General features: G+C 61.6%; 14 protein-coding genes. 10 read left to right on the forward strand and 4 right to left on the reverse strand.

Annotated elements, in window-relative coordinates; translation table 11 throughout:
- Window positions 1-14: 14 nt before the first annotated feature.
- Together AKL25_RS17915 and AKL25_RS17920 are read left to right on the forward strand one after the other, a co-directional pair.
- The gene (locus tag AKL25_RS17915; protein ID WP_050479067.1) at window positions 15-770 is read left to right on the forward strand and encodes an HpcH/HpaI aldolase family protein; all 756 of its coding nucleotides are present in this window, start codon (window positions 15-17) and stop codon (window positions 768-770) included.
- Window positions 771-1,104: 334 nt separating this feature from the next.
- Window positions 1,105-1,743: a hypothetical protein gene (locus tag AKL25_RS17920; RefSeq protein WP_050479068.1), complete on the forward strand. Its 639-nt coding sequence runs from the start codon at window positions 1,105-1,107 to the stop codon at window positions 1,741-1,743.
- Between the two features lie 42 nt (window positions 1,744-1,785).
- Here AKL25_RS17920 and AKL25_RS17925 read toward each other — a convergent pair whose 3' ends face one another.
- The 3 genes from AKL25_RS17925 to AKL25_RS17935 form a co-directional block, all read right to left on the reverse strand.
- Entirely contained in the window at window positions 1,786-2,793 is a 1,008-nt protein-coding gene (locus AKL25_RS17925; RefSeq protein WP_050479069.1) for an aldo/keto reductase, read from the reverse strand.
- Between the two features lie 101 nt (window positions 2,794-2,894).
- Window positions 2,895-3,899, reverse strand: coding sequence for an AraC family transcriptional regulator (locus tag AKL25_RS17930; protein WP_050479070.1), 1,005 nt, complete (start codon window positions 3,897-3,899; stop codon window positions 2,895-2,897).
- Window positions 3,900-4,679: 780 nt separating this feature from the next.
- Window positions 4,680-5,699 carry a LysR family transcriptional regulator gene (locus AKL25_RS17935; RefSeq protein ID WP_050479071.1) on the reverse strand — a complete coding sequence of 340 codons (1,020 nt, stop codon included), beginning with the start codon at window positions 5,697-5,699 and terminating at the stop codon, window positions 4,680-4,682.
- 354 nt (window positions 5,700-6,053) lie between these two features.
- Between AKL25_RS17935 and AKL25_RS17940 the strand changes: the two genes are divergently transcribed.
- From AKL25_RS17940 to AKL25_RS17975, 8 genes are all read left to right on the forward strand, one after another.
- Entirely contained in the window at window positions 6,054-6,923 is an 870-nt protein-coding gene (locus AKL25_RS17940) for an alpha/beta hydrolase (protein WP_050479072.1), read from the forward strand.
- A gap of 11 nt (window positions 6,924-6,934) precedes the next feature.
- On the forward strand, window positions 6,935-8,164 hold the full coding sequence (locus AKL25_RS17945) for an efflux RND transporter periplasmic adaptor subunit (RefSeq protein WP_167541905.1): 1,230 nt from the start codon (window positions 6,935-6,937) through the stop codon (window positions 8,162-8,164).
- A gap of 72 nt (window positions 8,165-8,236) precedes the next feature.
- Window positions 8,237-11,449, forward strand: coding sequence for an efflux RND transporter permease subunit (locus AKL25_RS17950; RefSeq protein WP_050479073.1), 3,213 nt, complete (start codon window positions 8,237-8,239; stop codon window positions 11,447-11,449).
- Between the two features lie 29 nt (window positions 11,450-11,478).
- Entirely contained in the window at window positions 11,479-13,023 is a 1,545-nt protein-coding gene (locus AKL25_RS17955) for an efflux transporter outer membrane subunit (protein ID WP_050479074.1), read from the forward strand.
- Window positions 13,024-13,248: 225 nt separating this feature from the next.
- A complete protein-coding gene (locus tag AKL25_RS17960) occupies window positions 13,249-13,752 on the forward strand; it encodes a DUF1993 domain-containing protein (protein WP_050479075.1) in 504 nt (167 codons plus the stop codon).
- A 660-nt stretch (window positions 13,753-14,412) separates the two neighbouring features.
- Entirely contained in the window at window positions 14,413-15,204 is a 792-nt protein-coding gene (locus AKL25_RS17965) for a hypothetical protein (RefSeq protein WP_050479076.1), read from the forward strand.
- A 192-nt stretch (window positions 15,205-15,396) separates the two neighbouring features.
- Complete coding sequence (locus tag AKL25_RS17970; RefSeq protein WP_050479077.1) at window positions 15,397-16,008, forward strand: superoxide dismutase; 612 nt, start codon at window positions 15,397-15,399, stop codon at window positions 16,006-16,008.
- Between the two features lie 26 nt (window positions 16,009-16,034).
- Window positions 16,035-16,649: a DUF2325 domain-containing protein gene (locus tag AKL25_RS17975; RefSeq protein ID WP_050479094.1), complete on the forward strand. Its 615-nt coding sequence runs from the start codon at window positions 16,035-16,037 to the stop codon at window positions 16,647-16,649.
- A 12-nt stretch (window positions 16,650-16,661) separates the two neighbouring features.
- On the opposite strand, the gene AKL25_RS17980 is transcribed toward AKL25_RS17975, so the two are convergent.
- Complete coding sequence (locus tag AKL25_RS17980) at window positions 16,662-18,176, reverse strand: SulP family inorganic anion transporter (RefSeq protein ID WP_050479078.1); 1,515 nt, start codon at window positions 18,174-18,176, stop codon at window positions 16,662-16,664.
- Window positions 18,177-18,252: the final 76 nt, after the last annotated feature.

The following is an 18,252-nucleotide window of genomic DNA, read 5'->3' on the forward strand; positions in this document are numbered from 1 at the left end:
TCAAGGAGACTGGAATGCGGGAAAACAATCTGCGCACACTGTTCGCGCAAAAGAAGCTGGCCCTGAACGGCTGGGCCTCCATCGGCAATGCTTTTCTGGCGGAACTGGTCGCCGACTGCGGCTACGACGCGGTGACGGTGGACTTGCAGCACGGACTGTTCTCGGTCGACGCGGCGGTGACGATGCTGCAGGCGATTTCCGCCACCAAGGCCGTGCCACTGGTGCGCTGCTCCGAAAACAGCCTGGGCGAAATCAACAAGCTGCTCGACGCCGGCGCTTACGGCATCATCTGCCCGCTGATCAATACCAAAGAAGATGCCGAGAAATTCGTGCACGCCTGCCACTACTCGCCACGCGGCGGCCGCAGCTACGGGCCCGCGCGCGGCGTGCTGTACGGCGGCAAGGATTACTTCGAACACGCCAACCGCACCATCCTCACACTGGCCATGATCGAGACGCGCCAGGGACTGGCGGCGGCGGAAGACATCCTGTCGGTGCCGGATCTCGACGGCATCTTCATCGGCCCCAGCGACCTCGCCATCGACATGGGGCTCGCCCCCGATGCATGGAATGACGACAAGGTCGACCAGGCCTTCCAGCACCTGATCAGACTGTGCCGCGCACGCGGCAAATACGTCGGCATCTTCTGCGGTTCGGTCGAGATGGCCGAACGCATGAAAGCCTACGGCGTCGACATGCTGGTGCCCGGCACCGACGCGCAACTGCTGCGCGCCGAAACCACCCGCCGCCTGAACATCCTGCGCGGCTAGTCGCAATACCGCAATACGCCCGCCGACGCGCGCATGCATCACGCTGCGCGCGTTTTTCTTTCCAGGACGGCAAACAGTCGGCGACACGCGTCGCCATTGGCGCCCGGACCGTCCGAAAAAAATCCGCATATCGTCATTATTCGACTGCAAATTCGCATCGGAGAAAACTGCATATGACAGTTATTCGATTTACTGCGCGGATAGTCGCTTTTTAAGAATTATCTTATTTAAGCATCACCACGGAACTTACATAATCCCCTCCGGAAGCACCGACAGCGGGCTGGCTCATCGTGAGCCAAGGCCTCGTCGGTCAAGGGAACAACAGGGGAATATCATGACGCTCTCGACCAACCGGTTTTCGCTGGCCAGCATCGCACTGATCGCTGCAGCATTGCTGCTGAGCGCCTGCCACAGCGACTCCGTAGCGCACAACGACACACTGGCCGCATCGCCCAAAGAAGCCAGCAGTTGGGACACGCTGCCGCAAAGCGACACCTTGCGCGCCGCCGAACAAACCTATCGCGCCTGCGCGCGGGAAGCGGCGCAACTGCATATTGCAACCAAAGAATTTCCGCAAATCAGCGACCGCGTCACTTACCTGACACAAGACGGCCGACGCGTGCGAAAGACAGAACAGATGAGCGTCAACGTCGACGACATGCACATCGACAACGGTTGCGCGACGCGCATTGTCTATAGCATCAGCGTCGATGTCATTCCCGAAGGGGCCACGCCGGCTATCGTTGAGCAGACATCGCCCGACGTCTCCGCCCACGTGCAACTTGCCATCGACAGAAAAACACCAGCGGCGCCGGCATGCGCACTCACACGCGACCCCGGCCCGCAAAGCCATTTCATGATGCTCAACCTGTGCCGGAGCGAAGAACACCGCGCCGAACAGGAACAGCAGGCGCGCCAGGAAGAGCCCATCGTCCGTCCGAAGAAAAACATTTCCCCGGCAACCTCCAGCTAGTCTCCGGTACGTTCCTGCCGCCGACCCGGTTCCGGCAGCGGCTTAGGCGAAGGGAACGCGACCGAAGAACGGATAGCTAGGATCGTTGTAACCCGGCGTCGACGAATGCCCGGGCGTCACCAGCGCATCGATCATCGCCTCTTCTTCCGCAGAAATCTTCAGGTCGACCGCATCGTAATAATCTTCCATCTGCGCCAGCGTGCGCGGTCCGGCGATCACGCTGCTGATCGCGGAATTGGCCAGCACCCACGCCGTCGCAAATTGCCCCAGCTTGACGCCGCGCGCGGTGCAATGTTCTTGCAGGCGCTCGGCGATGAGCAGCGACTCTTCGCGAAATTCCGTTTCCATGATGCGTTTGTCGCCGCGGCCGGCGCGCGTGTTCTGGTCGGGCGCCTGGCCCGGTTTGTATTTGCCGGTCAGCACGCCGCGTGCAATCGGGCTATAGGGCACGACGCCGAGACCGTAGTTGTTGCAGGCCGGCAGGATTTCCACTTCCGGCATGCGGTTGAGCAAGTTGTAATACGGCTGGCACACCAGCGGCAGCGGCACGTTGTTCTTCTCGCACAGGCGCGCGATCTCGGCGATGCGCCAGCCGCGGAAGTTGGACACCCCGAAGCCGCGGATTTTGCCCGCGCGGATCAGGTCGCCCAGCGCCTGGATCGCTTCTTCCAGATTTTCTTCGTGGTAATCGCGATGCATGTACAGCACGTCGAGATAGTCGGTGTCGAGGCGGCGCAGGATGTTGTCGGTTTCGGTGACGATCCAGTGGCGCGAATAGTGCGATTGATTCGGCGCGCTGCTCATGGCGTTGCCGAGCTTGCTGGCCAGCACCCAGTCGCCGCGCTGTCCTTGCAGCAGCTTGCCGACCATCTCTTCGGACTTGCCCTTGCTGTAGACGTCGGCGGTGTCGATGAAGTTGACGCCATGCTCGCGCGCCGAGGCGACGATATTGCGCGCTTCGTCGATCGCGGTCTGGTCGCCGAACATCATGGTGCCAAGGCACAGGGCCGAGACTTTCAGGTTGCTGTTGCCAAGGCGTCGATATTGCATGGTGTGTCTCCGGTGAGAATAAGGTGGGCCAGACAGAACAAATCAGGGAAGACGATTCTAGCGCCTTGACGGAAATCGCGTCGGCGACTCTCCGGCTTTGCTTACAAGGCCGGCGCCTCTTCTTCCAGCCAGCGCCGCTTGTCGCGCAACGGCGGCGCGCCGAACATGCGGCTGTATTCGCGGCTGAACTGCGACGGACTTTCGTAACCGACCGTCTGCGACGCCAGCGCCACGCTCACGTCATCGGCCAGAATCAGGCGGCGCGCTTCCTGCAGGCGCAGGTTCTTCTGGTATTGCAGCGGGCTCATCGCCGTCACCACCTTGAAATGATGATGCAGCGACGACACGCTCATGTGCACGTCGCGCGCGATGTCGTCCACCCGCAGCGGCTGCACGAAGTTTTCTTTCATCATGCGGATGGCCTTGGCGATACGGTTCATCTGGCTATCCTGCAGCACGGTCTGGCGCAGCAAGGCGCCCTGCCCGTTCATCAGCAGGCGATACAGGATTTCGCGCTTGACCATGGGCGCCAGGATGGGAATGTCGCGCGGCGTATCCAGCAGGCGCAACAGCCGCAGCACCGCGTCCAGCAGCGTAGCGTTAAGCCGGTTGACGAACAAGCCGCGCGAGGCGTCCGAGGCGATCCCCTGCGGCAGGCTCTCGTCGCCGATCAGCGCGCCGATTTCCTTGGTGTCGAGCTCCATGCGCAAACCCAGATAGGGCTGCGCCGGACTGCTGATCATGACCTTGCCGACCATCGGCAGATCCACCGATGACACCAGATAGTGCATCGGGTCGTAATCATAGACATCCTCGCCGACGTAGAGGCGCTTGGATCCTTGCGCGATCACGGCAAAGGCCGGCTTCTGCACAGCATGCTTGGGACCGCCCGGATTCACGATGCGATGAATCGCCAGGCCCTCGATGGCGGTCTCGATCGAACCGTCGGCGTCGCCGGTCAGCCGCGTCATCAGGGTCACCAGTTCGCGCTGCGCCAGCTCCAGGCGCGCATCGGTGTCGACCATGGAGTTCACGGCGGCAGAGCGTTCCGCAGGCGCAGACGGCTCAAACTCGGCAGCGTCGCCGGGAATATCGTTCAGATCCATGGCAATTCCGAAAAGGAAAGTGGGGAGCGCTCAGCTTACTCCAGTTTCACGACTTGCCTGAATCTCCGGCTCCATTGATTGGAGAAATAGGCAAATAATTGAGAGGATTAGGTATCCGAGCCGTCCGTGCAAGCATGATTTCTTGCCGGAAGAAAAACTTCAGCGCACTTCCTTCAGCCCGTCATTGCATTCGCCCGGCACCACAGACAATGCGCAGAAGGCCCTTCCCAGCCGGCACTTCGCCACCACGAAATAGTCAGACTCGCATTCATGCCGCGATGTCGGCGATAGCGGCTTGTATCAAAAAGAACGCCGCCTTCGCACGCCGCAAGCGATCTCAAAAATAGCAAAAACTGCCTGATTCACCGATACACTGGAGAATCAGGCAAATATTCGACAGATTTCAGCAAACGTAAATTGCTGCGTTGCGCGCATAATCTCTTCACGCCAAAACACATGATTCAAGCTGTCTGTCGCTCCGCTTTGGGGCCGACCATGCAAGACAGTGCTTCACGGGACCGCCGACAACCGGTGCGCAGATCCGCGCCGCCGCCTCGGCCCTTCATTAACTTTTCCAGACCATCGCCCCGATACTTTTCGCCCCTCCCGGCGAAGGGACGCGCTGCTTTCTTTCAGATTGCAGCGTACCCGGCATCGATGCCGCCGGCCGGACGAACAAGGACGCACATGCAAGCAATCGCCCACGCAAAAACCGCGACGCGCCTGAGCTCAACATCAGGCGGGCCGCTGCATGGAAAAACAAGAACCGGAAAACGCGCCTTAGAACACGCTCTCGGCAATGTTGTGCTGTTCGATCACAGCGCGGATGGTGTTGCTCTCCGGCTTGGCGGTGAAGTGGCATTCCTTGGTCTCGTCGGCCATGCCCATCTGGCAGCCCTTTTGCAGCGGGCAGGTAGCGAACAGTTCGGCGACCCAGTCGACGAAGGCGCGCACCTTCGGCGACAAGTGACGATTGTGCAGGTAGACCACGGAGATCGGCATGGGAACCGGCTTCCACTGCGACAGGACTTCGACCAGGCGGCCGTCTTCGAGGTAAGGCTGGATCATGTACAGCGGCGCCTGCACCAGGCCGAAACCTTGCAGCGCGCAAGCCACGTAGGCATCGCCGTCATTGACCGACAGCTTGCCGGGCATCTTCACTTCCTGGGTGGTGCCGTCGACCATGAAATCCCAGTCGATGGTGCGTCCGGTGCGGCTGGAAAAGTAATGCACCGACTTGTGGTTCTGCAGATCGTCGATGGTATGCGGCATGCCGTGGCGCTCGAAATAAGTCGGCGAACCGCAGGTCACCGCCTGGAAGGTGCCGATGCGACGCGCCACCATGCTCGAGTCCTGCAGGTCGCCGACGCGGATCACGCAGTCGACTGCCTCCTGCACCATGTCGACCGGACGGTCGCTCATGCCCATGACCAGTTCGATGTCCGGGTACTTAGTATAGAAGTCGCACAGATTGGGCAGCAACAGCAGGCGGCCGATGGAGGCCGGCACGTCGATGCGCAGGCGTCCTTGCGGACCGCGCGTGACGTTGCGGAACGAGGCTTCGGTCTCGTCGACCTCGGCCAGGATGCGCACGCAGCGCTCATAGTAAGCGGCGCCGTCGGGCGTGAGGCTGATGCGGCGCGTGGTGCGATTGAGCAAACGCACCTGCAGCAAACTCTCCAGCCCTTGAACAATCGTCGTCACCGTGGTGCGCGGCAAATTGAGGTTGTCGGCCGCGCGCGTAAAGCTGTTGGCGTCGACCACGGCCGTAAAGACCTGCATTGCCTGAAACCTGTCCATTTGATTCTCCTAAGCAACAACGACGAGCTTGCCTCTGTCGCCGAATTTGCACAAATCCGTGTCGGCGATTGTTTTGCAACAACGCCAAAACTGCATTTTTCACTGCCAAATTGCCATCTTTTGCTGCCATTGGCGGTCTTTTTCAAGGCTTCGCCGGCTAATTCAAAAACAGCCGAGAACCGCGGCAGCATTGGCTTGCCCACGATTTTCGTCAAACTAATTCGATCATTTTACGCCTATTGTTCGGACATGGCGAACAGTGTTGTTGATTTTGCCTGCTTTATCCGTCCCCATGCTGTGGCGCACAATCCGCTTCAATCTAGCGAACCTGGCTTTTATGCCGGCCACCACATCATGGAAGTCTCACAAGAATCGGTTGTTCAATCAACCATCAGCAACTTCACCGTCCCCGGCCCGATCGGACGCATCCCGGTGCGCCTGTATCACCCGCTGGCGACTGGCGAGAAGAAGCTCAAGAGCAAGTCCGGCCCGCTGCTGCCGCTGGTGCTGTACTTCCACGGCGGCGGTTTCGTCTCCGGCGGACTCGACGATGCGGACCTGCAAGCACAATACATTTCACAGCACAGCCACGCGGTCGTGCTGTCGGTCGATTACGCGCTGGCCCCGGCCAAGCCTTTCCCGGCTGCGCCGGAAGACGCCTACGCCGCCTGCTGCTGGGCCGTGAAGAACGCCGCCGACCTGCACATCGACCCCAGCCGCATCGCCGTGGCAGGCGACGACGCCGGCGGCAACCTGGCGGCCAGCCTGACCATGATCACCCGCGACCGCTGCGCCGCGCCGTTTGCCGCGCAAGTGCTGATCAGCCCGATGCTCGACCCCAGCATGACCTTGCTGGGCGACGCCAAGCGCCTGAATTCCGATATCACCGCAGAGAAATGCGCCGCCGGCTACCGCCAGTACCTGCCGCAGACCATGCAGCGCCTGCACCCTTACGCCGCGCCGCTGGAAGCCAGCCGCCTGGCGGGATTGCCGCCGGCCTACATCGCCACGGCCGGGTGCGACGTGCTGCATACCGAAGCGGAAAAATACGCTTCCTCGCTGATCCGCGCCGGCGTGCATACGCAAGTGGCCCGTTTCGCCGGCATCACGCACGGCGCGCTGCGCACCCACATTCCGCTGCTTAAAGAAATCGTCGAATTCCTGCGCCGCCGCTTCAGCGTGGCCGGTCCAGGCCCCACAAACCTTGCTTTCCAACCTTCTTAATGAGGTCCACCATGTCTAACGATATCCAAAGCCCTACCCCAAGCTTCCGTAACCGCTACCTGGCCACTGCCGCCGTACTGACCGTCATCGCCATCGCCGTCGCCGGCACGCTGTCGGCCATCGGCGTCGACTCCACCGCCGTTGCACAGCAAGCGCCGCAAGCCGCCAGCGTCGACGTCGCCGAAGTCGTCAGCAAGCCGATCACCGACTGGCAGCAATATTCCGGCCGTCTCGAAGCAGTCGACCGCGTCGAGATCCGTCCGCTGGTGTCCGGCACGCTGACCGCCGTGCACTTCAAGGATGGCGCCATGGTCAAGAAGGGCGATGTGCTGTTTACCATCGACCCGCGTCCTTACGCCGCTGAAGTCGCTCGCGCACAAGCGCAACTGGCCGGCGCCGAAGCCCGTGCCGCCTACACCGCCTCGGACGTCGCGCGCGGTCAACGCCTGCTGGGCGACAACGCCATCGCCAAGCGCGATTACGAAGAAAAGCAAAACGCTTCCCGCGAAGCCGCCGCCAACGTGCAAGCTGCGCAAGCCGCCCTGCGTTCGGCCAAGCTGAACCTGGAATACACGCAAATCACCGCACCGGTCTCGGGCCGCATGTCGCGCGCCGAAATCACCGTCGGCAACATCGTCTCGGTCGGCTCTGCGACACCGGCGCTGTCGACCCTGGTGTCGATGTCGAAGATCTACGCATCGTTTGACGTCGACGAGCAAAGCTTCCTGAAATACGTCAATCCGGCACGCGCCAAGGGCACATCGGTCGCGGTGTTCCTGGGCCTGGCCAATGAAGATGCTTACTCGCGCGAAGGCAAGGTCGGTTCGATCGACAACCGCGTCGACACGTCGTCCGGCACCATCCGCGTGCGCGCCGTGTTCGACAACGCCGACGGCCAGTTGCTGCCAGGCCTGTACGCCCGCATCCGCCTCGGCGGCGGCGCACAGCGCGAAGCGCTGCTGATCGATGAAAAGGCGCTCGGCACCGACCAGGACAAACGCTTCGTGCTGGTGCTCGACAAGGACAACCACGCTACTTACCGCGAAGTCCGCGTCGGCGCCAACCAGGACGGCCTGCGCGTCATCGAAAACGGCCTGAAGCCGGGTGAGCGCGTCGTCGTCAACGGCCTGCAACGCGTACGTCCGGGCGACACCGTGGCGCCGAACGTGGTGCCGATGGTGAAGGTTGCTGCCTCTGCGACTCCTGCTGCGCCGGTCGCCAAGACTGACAAGAAAGCTTAAGACGGGCTCATCAGAAATTTAATACCGAGCTTTAAAAGATCCGGTTCAAAAGATTATTAACGGGGAACTCCCATGAACATTTCAAAATTCTTTATCGACCGCCCGATTTTTGCGGGCGTGCTGTCGATATTGCTGCTACTGGCCGGGGTGCTGGCCATGTTCCAGTTGCCCATTTCCGAATATCCGGAAGTGGTGCCGCCCTCGGTGGTGGTGCGCGCGCAATTTCCTGGCGCCAATCCGAAGGTCATCGCCGAAACCGTGGCTTCGCCGCTGGAAGAGCAGATCAACGGCGTGGAAAACATGCTGTACATGCAGTCGCAAGCCAACAGCGACGGCAACCTGACCCTGACGGTCAACTTCCGTCTCGGCGTCGATCCCGACAAGGCCCAGCAACTGGTGCAGAACCGCGTCTCGCAAGCCTTGCCGCGTCTGCCGGAAGACGTCCAACGCCTGGGCGTGACGACCATCAAGAGCTCGCCGACGCTGACCATGGTGGTCCACCTGATCTCGCCGGACAACCGCTATGACATGACCTACCTGCGCAACTACGCAGTGCTGAACATCAAGGATCGTCTGGCACGTATCCAGGGCGTCGGCGAAGTCGGCCTGTTCGGCTCGGGCAACTACGCCATGCGCGTCTGGCTTGATCCGAACAAGGTGTCGCAACGCGGCATGACCGCCAGCGACGTGGTCAAGGCGATCCGCGAGCAGAACGTGCAGGTTGCCGCCGGTGTGATCGGCGCCTCGCCCAGCTCGCCCGACGTGCCGGTGCAATTGTCGGTCAATGCGCAAGGCCGCCTGAAAACCGAAGAAGAGTTCCGCGAAATCGTTCTCAAGAGTGCACCCGACGGCGCCGTCACCAAGCTGGGCGATGTTGCCCGCGTGGAGCTGGCCGCGTCCGAATACGGCCTGCGCTCGCTGCTGGACAACAAGCAGGCTGTCGCGATCCCGATCTTCCAGGCGCCCGGCGCCAATGCGCTGGAGGTGTCGACGCAAGTGCGCGCTGCCATGAAGGATCTGTCGAAAGACTTCCCGTCGTCGATTGAATATCGCATTGAATACGATCCGACCCAGTTTGTGCGCGCCAGTATCGAGGCCGTGATCCACACGCTGCTCGAAGCGATTGCGCTGGTCGTGATCGTGGTGATCATCTTCCTGCAAACCTGGCGTGCATCGATCATTCCGCTGCTGGCCGTGCCGGTGTCGATCATCGGTACCTTCTCGCTGCTGCTGGGCTTCGGCTATTCCATCAACGCACTGTCGCTGTTCGGCATGGTGCTCGCCATCGGGATTGTGGTCGACGATGCCATTGTGGTGGTGGAGAACGTCGAGCGGAACATCGGCGCCGGCCTGACGCCGCGTGAAGCGACCTACCGCGCCATGCAGGAAGTGTCCGGCCCGATCATCGCGATCGCGCTGACCCTGGTGGCGGTGTTCGTTCCGCTGGCCTTCATGACCGGCCTGACCGGCCAGTTCTACAAGCAGTTTGCGATGACGATTGCGATCTCGACCGTGATCTCTGCATTCAACTCGCTGACCTTGTCGCCAGCCCTGGCTGCGATGCTGCTCAAGGGCCACGACGCCAAGCCTGACTGGCTGACACGCCAGATGGATCGTTTCCTCGGCGGCTTCTTCGTCCGTTTCAACCGCTTCTTCAACCGCGCCTCCGACGGCTACGGCAAGGGCGTGACCGGCGTGATTTCCCGCAAGGGCGCCGTGATGGCGGTGTACGCCGTGCTGCTGGCAGCCACCGTCGGCATCGGCTATCTGGTCCCGGGCGGTTTCGTGCCCGGCCAGGACAAGCAATACCTGGTCAGCTTTACGCAATTGCCGAACGGCGCCTCGATTGACCGCACCGAAGACGTGATCCGCAAGATGACCGACATCGCGCTCAAGCAACCCGGTGTACAAAGTGCGATTGCCTTCCCGGGCCTGTCGATCAACGGCTTCACCAACAGCTCTTCTGCCGGTATCGTGTTCGTGACGCTCAAGCCTTTCGAAGAACGCCGCAGCAAGGAATTGTCGGGTAACGCCATCGCCGGCGAACTCAACAAGAAATTCTCCTCCATCAAGGAAGGTTTCATCGCCGTGTTCCCGCCGCCGCCGGTGATCGGCCTCGGTACGCTCGGCGGTTTCAAGATGCAGATCGAAGACCACGGTTCCGTCGGCTATGCCGAACTCGACGCCGCGGCGCAGGCCTTCATGAAGGCGGCTGCCAAGGAACCGGCACTGGGTCCGATGTTCTCCAGCTATCAGATCAACGTGCCGCAACTGGACGTCGACCTCGACCGCGTGAAAGCCAAGCAGCTCGGCATTCCCGTGACCGATGTGTTCTCCACCATGCAGATTTATCTGGGTTCACTGTACGTCAACGACTTCAACCGTTTCGGCCGCGTCTATCAGGTGCGCGCCCAGGCTGATGCGCCGTTCCGCGCCACTGCTGACGACATCCTGCAACTGAAGACCCGCAACAACGCCGGCGACATGGTGCCGCTGTCGTCCGTGGTCAAGGTCAAGCAAACCTTCGGTCCTGAAATGGTGGTGCGCTACAACGGCTTTACCGCTGCCGACATCAACGGCGGCCCGGCTCCCGGCTTCTCGTCGGATCAGGCGGAAAAAGCTGCTGAACGCGTTGCTGCTGCAACCCTGCCGCGCGGCGTGCGTTTCGAATGGACCGACCTGACCTATCAGAAGATCCTCGCAGGCAATGCCGGCATCTGGGTGTTCCCGATCAGCGTGCTGCTGGTGTTCCTGGTGCTGGCTGCGCTGTATGAAAGCCTGACCCTGCCGCTGGCCGTGATCCTGATCGTGCCGATGAGCATCCTGGCGGCGCTGACCGGTGTCTGGCTGACCAAGGGCGACAACAACATCTTCACCCAGATCGGTCTGATGGTGCTGGTGGGCCTGTCGGCGAAGAACGCGATTCTGATCGTGGAATTCGCCCGCGAACTGGAACTGCAAGGCAGCACCGTGATCCGTGCCGCGATCGACGCCAGCCGCCTGCGTCTGCGTCCTATCCTGATGACCTCGATCGCGTTCATCATGGGCGTGGTGCCGCTGGTGACGTCGTCGGGCGCCGGTTCGGAAATGCGCCATGCGATGGGTATCGCGGTGTTCTTCGGCATGCTGGGCGTGACGCTGTTCGGCCTGTTCCTGACGCCGGTGTTCTATGTGCTGCTGCGTAGCATCGGCGGCAGCAAGAAACTGCACACCGCCCACAAGCATGAAGCGCCGATGACCGCCGGTACACATGTCGCGCCAGCCGATTCGCACGATGGTCGTTAATCGCGGCCAATGAGCAAAGGAAAAATAACATGAACGCACTATCAATCAACAACCTCGGAGGCCTGGGCAGCAAGCTGCTCAAGCCGGTCCGGATCAGTTCAGCCCTGCTGGCAGCCATGCTGGTGCTGGCAGGCTGCTCGGTGGCCCCGACTTACGAGCGCCCTGCGGTAAATACCTCGGTCGCCTACAAGGAAGCCGCAGACGCCAAGGCGGCTTCCGACTGGAAGACCGCGCAACCGGCCGAAGACCTGGCCCGCGGCGAATGGTGGAAGATCTTCAACGATGACGGCCTCAATGCACTGGAAGTCCAGGCGCTGGAAGCCAATCAGAACCTGAAGGCCGCCGCCGCCCGCCTGAGCCAGTCGCGTGCGCTGCGTCAGGACGCCCGCTCCGGCCTGTTCCCGCAAGTCGACGCCGGCTTCGGCGCGACCCGCCAACGCCAGTCGCCGGCCTCGCAAAACCTGGCGCCGGACGCCAACACCACGCCGACCACCCTGTGGCGTGCACAACTGGGCGTGTCGTATGAAGCCGACCTGTTCGGTCGCGTCGCCTCCACCGTGGATGCGGCAACCGCCGATGCGCAACGCAGCGAAGCGCTGTTCCATTCGGTGCGCCTGGCGCTGCAAGCCGATGTGGCCCAGCAATACTTCCTTCTGCGTGAACTGGATGCCGAGCAAGACCTGTACAGCGGCACCGTCGACCTGCGCACGCAATCGCTGAAGCTGGTTCAACGCCGCTTCGACGAAGGCGACATCAGCGAAGTCGACGTTGCCCGCGCCAAGGCTGAACTGGCTTCCGCACAATCGGAATCCTTCGGCATCGCCCGTCAGCGCGCCAATGCGGAACACGCACTGGCAATCCTGCTGGGCAAGACGCCGGCTGAGTTCAACTTCACGCCGCAACCGCTGCAACGCTTGTCGATCACGATTCCTGCCGGCCTGCCGTCCGACCTGCTGGAACGCCGTCCCGACATCGCTGCTGCAGAACGCGCGATGGCAGCCGCCAACGCCCGTGTCGGCGTGGCCCGTTCAGCCTGGTTCCCGCGTCTGGATCTGACCGGCGGCCTGGGTTACGAGTCGGCCAAGCTGGGCGACTTGTTCAACTGGTCCAGCCGCACCTTCCTGCTCGGTCCCTTGGTCGGTACGGCGCTGACGCTGCCGATCTTCGACGGCGGCCGCCGTGAAACCGGCGTCAATCGCGCCCGCGCTGCCTATGAAGAAGATGTCGCCAACTATCGCCAGACCGTATTGACGGCCTTCCGCGAAGTGGAAGACAACCTCGCCAGCCTGCGCATTCTGGGCGACCAGACCCGCGCGCAGGATGACGCGGTGTCGGCGTCCAATCGCGCCGCCAAGCTGTCGCATGTGCAGTACCGCGAAGGTTCGGTCAGCTACTTCAACGTGATCGACGCCGACCGCACCGTGCTGCAACAGCAACGCGCAGCAGTCCAGCTCGACGGCGAACGCGCGCGTTCCACCGTCAACCTGATCCGCGCACTCGGCGGCGGCTGGCATGGTCCGCTGGCAGCGACTGAAACGCAAGCCAAGAACGACGCTGCCGGCAACAAGATGTAAGAGCGCATCCGCGGTGATGACACTGCGGATCGCTATGAGGTGTTTCGTCCCCTTGCCGGCCGGTTCGGTAGCCCATGCTGAACTGGTCGGTTTTTTTATTCCCTGCGGCTGCTTTGCCTTGTCGTTATCATCGATAAAAACAGAAGCAGCCGTTGTTGTTTGGTTGTTATCCAAAACGGGCAAGGCGCCTTCCGCAGCCTTGCCCTACTTATTCCAGGAGTCACTATGCCGCTCACCATGTACCAGGCTTCCATCCCCGTGTTTACCCGCGCGCTGAACATCCTGTCGACCTTGCTCAACAAGGCCGTCGCCCATGCCGAAGAAAACAAGCTCGATCCGGAAACGCTCCTGAACACGCGTCTGTATGACGACATGTTTTCGCTGATCGGACAAGTCCAGCGCGCCAGCGATGCCGCCAAACTCGGCACCTCGCGCCTTACCGCGATCCAGCCGCCGAGCTTTGCCGATGAAGAAACCAGCTTCCCGCAATTGCAGGAACGCATCGCCAAGACGATTGCCTTCCTCGACACCGTGAAGCCGGAACAATTCGAGGGCAGCGAAGAACGCGAAATCGTCATCAAGCTGCGCGGCCAGGAAACGAAGTTCACCGGCCAGGCCTATCTGCTCACCTTCGTGCTGCCGAACTTCCTGTTCCACATCACCACCGCCTACGACATCCTGCGTCACAAGGGCGTGGTCATCGGCAAGATGGATTACCTCGGTTTCTAGGCTGAAGCCAAGCTGACCGAAAAGCCGGCGCATGCCGGCTTTTTTGCGTCCGCCGTATCCTCGCGGCATATCTTGCCGACAGTCTGGAAGTGCACGTTGTTGCTGGCATTGCCGGCATTGCTGGCCTCACTGTTGTTGCAGGGCGACGAGGTTGTATTTCATTTTCGAGCGTGTTACGATCCGCCCCGTTACAAACTTCGGAGTTCCTCCTGTGGATAGTTCTTGTAGCCGATCACTGATCGGCCAACCACAGACAAGGTAATCGCGCATCGTTTTTCGCCGCTACCTTGCCTGTCTGGCAGGTAGCAGCATCAGGCAGCCGGTTCACGGCAGTCCTGCTCTACTTCCCTTCTTTATCTGATTCTTGCGTACGGTCGCCGCCTTGCAGCGGCGCCGTGTCCGTGTCGCGCCGACGTGCGCCGCAAGATCCATGCTGCCCGCTGGCGTCTGACATTCAGCACGCCGGCGGTCATTGTTTATTGTCACTTCCAGGAGAACAACATGGACCCCGATCCAGAGCCCGAACCCGTCAGGCCCGCTACCAGCATCACTATTGATTTTGTTTTCAACACCGTATTCCGGCCCGATGCCGGAGGAATGTCTTCGTCTCCGCATTGAGATAGCGACTCCTCCTGCGCAATGGCCGGTCAGGAGAGTCCCATGTTTCAAGTCCTCGTTTTCCTCCGCCCTTGCACACTGCAAGCGCAGCAATTTCTCGCCGCACGCCGTCTGCGCAACCGCAAAGTCAGGCTCCTCGTCGCCGCCATGTTCTGCACTGCGGCGTCGACCTCAGTCCATGCCGGCCGTCCGATGGCGACCGACGATGCCGCTGTACTCGATGAGGGGGCGTGTCAGCTTGAGACCTGGACCGAACATTCACCCGGCCTCAACACGACATGGCTCAATCCGAGCTGCAATCCCTTTGGGGCGACCGAGTTTGCACTCGGCGCGGCGCGCCAGCAAGATCGCAAGGACAGCACCAACAACAGTTCGCTCATCAGTTGGCAAATCAAGCATCTGCTGCGCGACTACGACGCGCAACACGCCGGCTTCGCCGTCGCAACCGGCGGACAACATACCCGCCTCAGCGGCGACAACGAAATCTTCATCAAGGGAATTACGACCCTGCCGCTGATGGGCGAGCGCTTGCTCGCGCACATCAATGCCGGCGGTATCCGGCAACGCGATCGGCAGGGTGGCAACTATCGCGGCGCCTGGGGTGTCGCGCTGGACGGTGCCGTGGGGAGCGCAACGCGCGCTTCGCTTGAGACTTTCGGTATGACGGGAACCGGCAGCGCCGCCAGAACAAACTGGCAAGCCGGCCTGCGCCGTGAGCTGATTCCCGGCCGCCTGCAACTCGATGCGAGCATCGGCAGTCCTTTCGGGCATTGGTCCGACAGCCGCATCGTGACCGTGGGTCTGGTGTTTGTAACGCCGGCTTTCATGCGTTGACCGGTTGCAGCGGCGGGGCAACAGGACGGCGAGATCAAAAACCTATGATGCGTAGGGATATCCGATGATGGTTTTCATCTAAAATCGGAGTCCTTCACTTTTGCCAGCTCAGTCTGCAACGCCACCTATACGGCAGCCTCCCTGTATCCATTCCGGCCCTTCAACCGGCCTGATCCACAACCGGAGAGAACCATGCCCTATAGCCTGCCTGCCCTGCCTTACGCCTACGATGCGCTGGAACCGCACATCGATTCGCAGACGATGGAAATCCATCACACCAGGCATCACCAGACCTACATCAACAACCTCAATGCCGCCGTCGCCGGCAGCGAGTGGGAAAAACTGAGCGTGGAAGAACTGGTGGCGCGCGTCAAGGAAGTGCCGGACAACATCAAGGCAGCCGTGATCAACCAGGGCGGCGGCCATGCCAATCACTCGCTGTTCTGGCTGGTCATGTCGCCCGGCGGCGGCGGCCAACCCGCAGGCGAACTGGCGGCCGCCATCGACGCCGAACTCGGCGGTTTCGACGCCTTCAAGGAAGCTTTCACCAAGGCGGCGATCTCGCGCTTCGGCAGCGGCTGGGCCTGGCTCAGCGTGACGCCGCAAAAGAAACTGGTGGTGGAAAGCAGCGGCAACCAGGACAGCCCGCTGATGCACGGCAACACACCCATCCTCGGCCTCGACGTCTGGGAACACGCCTATTACCTGCGCTACCAGAACCGTCGTCCGGAATACATCGGCGCCTTCTATAACGTGGTGAACTGGCCCGAAGTTGCGCAACGTTATCGGGCCGCACTGAAGTGACGCAGGCGAGCAACAAGGAGGGCCGCATGGAAATGCCAAGTCAGGACGTGACGCTGCTGGAGCATGAACAGCGCGCGCTGGTGTCGCATCTGGCGCGCGTGCAAACCCGCTGCAGCGCCTTGATCCAGGAACAGGCCGCGGAGATTGCAGCGCTCAAGGCACAGGCCATGCACATGCGCGCCGCCATCATCGCGCGCGATAGCGCGCTGGCCTGGGCCTGGGAAGACCGCGCGGCGCTGGAGGCGGCCATCCCCGACCTGCCGCAACGCGCCACGCTGGCGCGACGCGTGAAGGAGCTGAGCCAACGCTTGCAGGAATTGATGCGGGAAAAATTGCGGCCGACCATTTCGGTCCCGGCAGATACCGACATGCCTTCAGAGCAGGCCGTTGCAAAACAAAAGCCGCCGGCCGCACCGGAAGAAATCTCCGAACTGGAAGCCAGCATCGTCGCCGCCGACCTGGTGATTTGCCAGACCGGCTGCCTGAGCCACGGCGCGTACTGGCGCGTGCAGGATCACTGCAAACGCACCGGCAAGACCTGCATGCTGGTGGCGCAGCCGGCCAGCGTGCGGATCGTCCGCATTCATCAAAACAACGACGGTGCGCGCAGCGCCAGTCTTGAAGAGCAGACGCCGGAATAAGGTCCGAAAGGATCAGCGGGCTGCGCCGGCGCCGGCAATATCCGGCTGGCCGACATCCATGCCCGCCCGTTGCAGCAATTGCTGATTGCGTTTGGACATATACAGCATCTGCAATTGCTTGCCGGCCTTGCCGTAACGTTCCGACAAAGCCTCCAGCGCGGCGATAGCCGAATGGTCGGCCAAGTGCAGATGACGGCAATCGAGCACCACGCGCTGCGGATCCTGCTGCGCGTTGAACATTTCCTGGAAATGCGCGGTCGACGCGAAGAACAAGGTGCCGTGCAACTGGTAAATCTTTTCATCGGCGTCCGCCTGCACGATGTCGGCGCGGATCTCGCGCGCATGCTGCCAGGCGAAATTGAGCGCAGCAATCACGATGCCGCACAACACCGCCACCGCCAGATCGGTAAACACGGTGATGACCGTGACGGCCACGATCACCAGCGCATCGTGGCGCGGCACCTTGCCCAGCACGCGCAGCGAGCCCCACGCAAAAGTCTGCTGCGCCACCACGAACATCACGCCCACCAGCGCCGCCAACGGAATACGTTCGATCCACGGCGACAGGAACAGGATGAACAGCAGGATCATCACGCCGCTGACCACGCCGGACAGGCGCGAGCGGCCACCCGAGCCGAGGTTGATCATGGTCTGGCCGATCATGGCGCAACCGCCCATGCCGCCGAACACGCCAGACAAGACATTGGCCGCGCCCAGCGCCAGGCACTCGCGATTGGCCTGGCCGCGCGTCTCGGTGATGTCGTCGGTGAGGTTGAAGGTCAGCAAGGTTTCCAGCAAACCGACGATCGCCATCAGCACCGCATACGGCGCGATGATGCGCAGCGTTTCCAGCGTGAGCGGCACGTCGGGAAAATGGAAGACCGGCAAATCGCCGGCAATGTGCGCCATGTCGCCCAGCGTACGCGTGGGCAGATGCAGCACCTGGCTCAGCACGCCGATGCCGACGATGGCCGCCAGCGCCGGCGGGATTGCCTTCGTGACGCGCGGCAGCAGGTAGACGATCAGCATGGTGACGATCACTAGCCCGACCATCACCAGCAGCGGCGCGCCTTGCAGCCAGTGCACGCCGTCCGATGTGGTTTGTTTGAAATGCTCCAGCTGCGCCATGGCGATGACGATCGCCAGACCGTTGACGAAACCCAGCATCACCGGATGCGGCACCATACGCACCAGCTTGCCCAGGCGCAGCGCGCCGAACAGCAGCATCAGCACGCCGCTCAGCACCACCGTCGCCAGAAAATATTGTGCGCCGTGTTGCACCACCAGCGCCACGATCACCACCGCCATCGATCCTGCCGCACCGGAAATCATGCCCGGACGTCCGCCGAACAACGCGGTAATTGTGCAGATGATGAAGGCGCCATACAAACCCATCAGGGGATTGAGCTGCGCCACCAGCGCAAAAGCGATGCACTCGGGCACCAGCGCAAAGGACGAGGTCAGGCCGGCCAGGACATTGGCCTTGACGTTCGAGAGCCACTCATCCCGAAAAGAAGTTTTGTTCATTGGTCGTAACCCATAATCTGTAATCTGATGCCGGCGAATGGTCTGACAAGTTCAGACGCATGCACTGCACACCGCC

Origin of the sequence: Herbaspirillum rhizosphaerae (assembly GCF_001189965.1) — a bacterium.
GTDB classification, from domain to species: domain Bacteria; phylum Pseudomonadota; class Gammaproteobacteria; order Burkholderiales; family Burkholderiaceae_D; genus Herbaspirillum; species Herbaspirillum rhizosphaerae.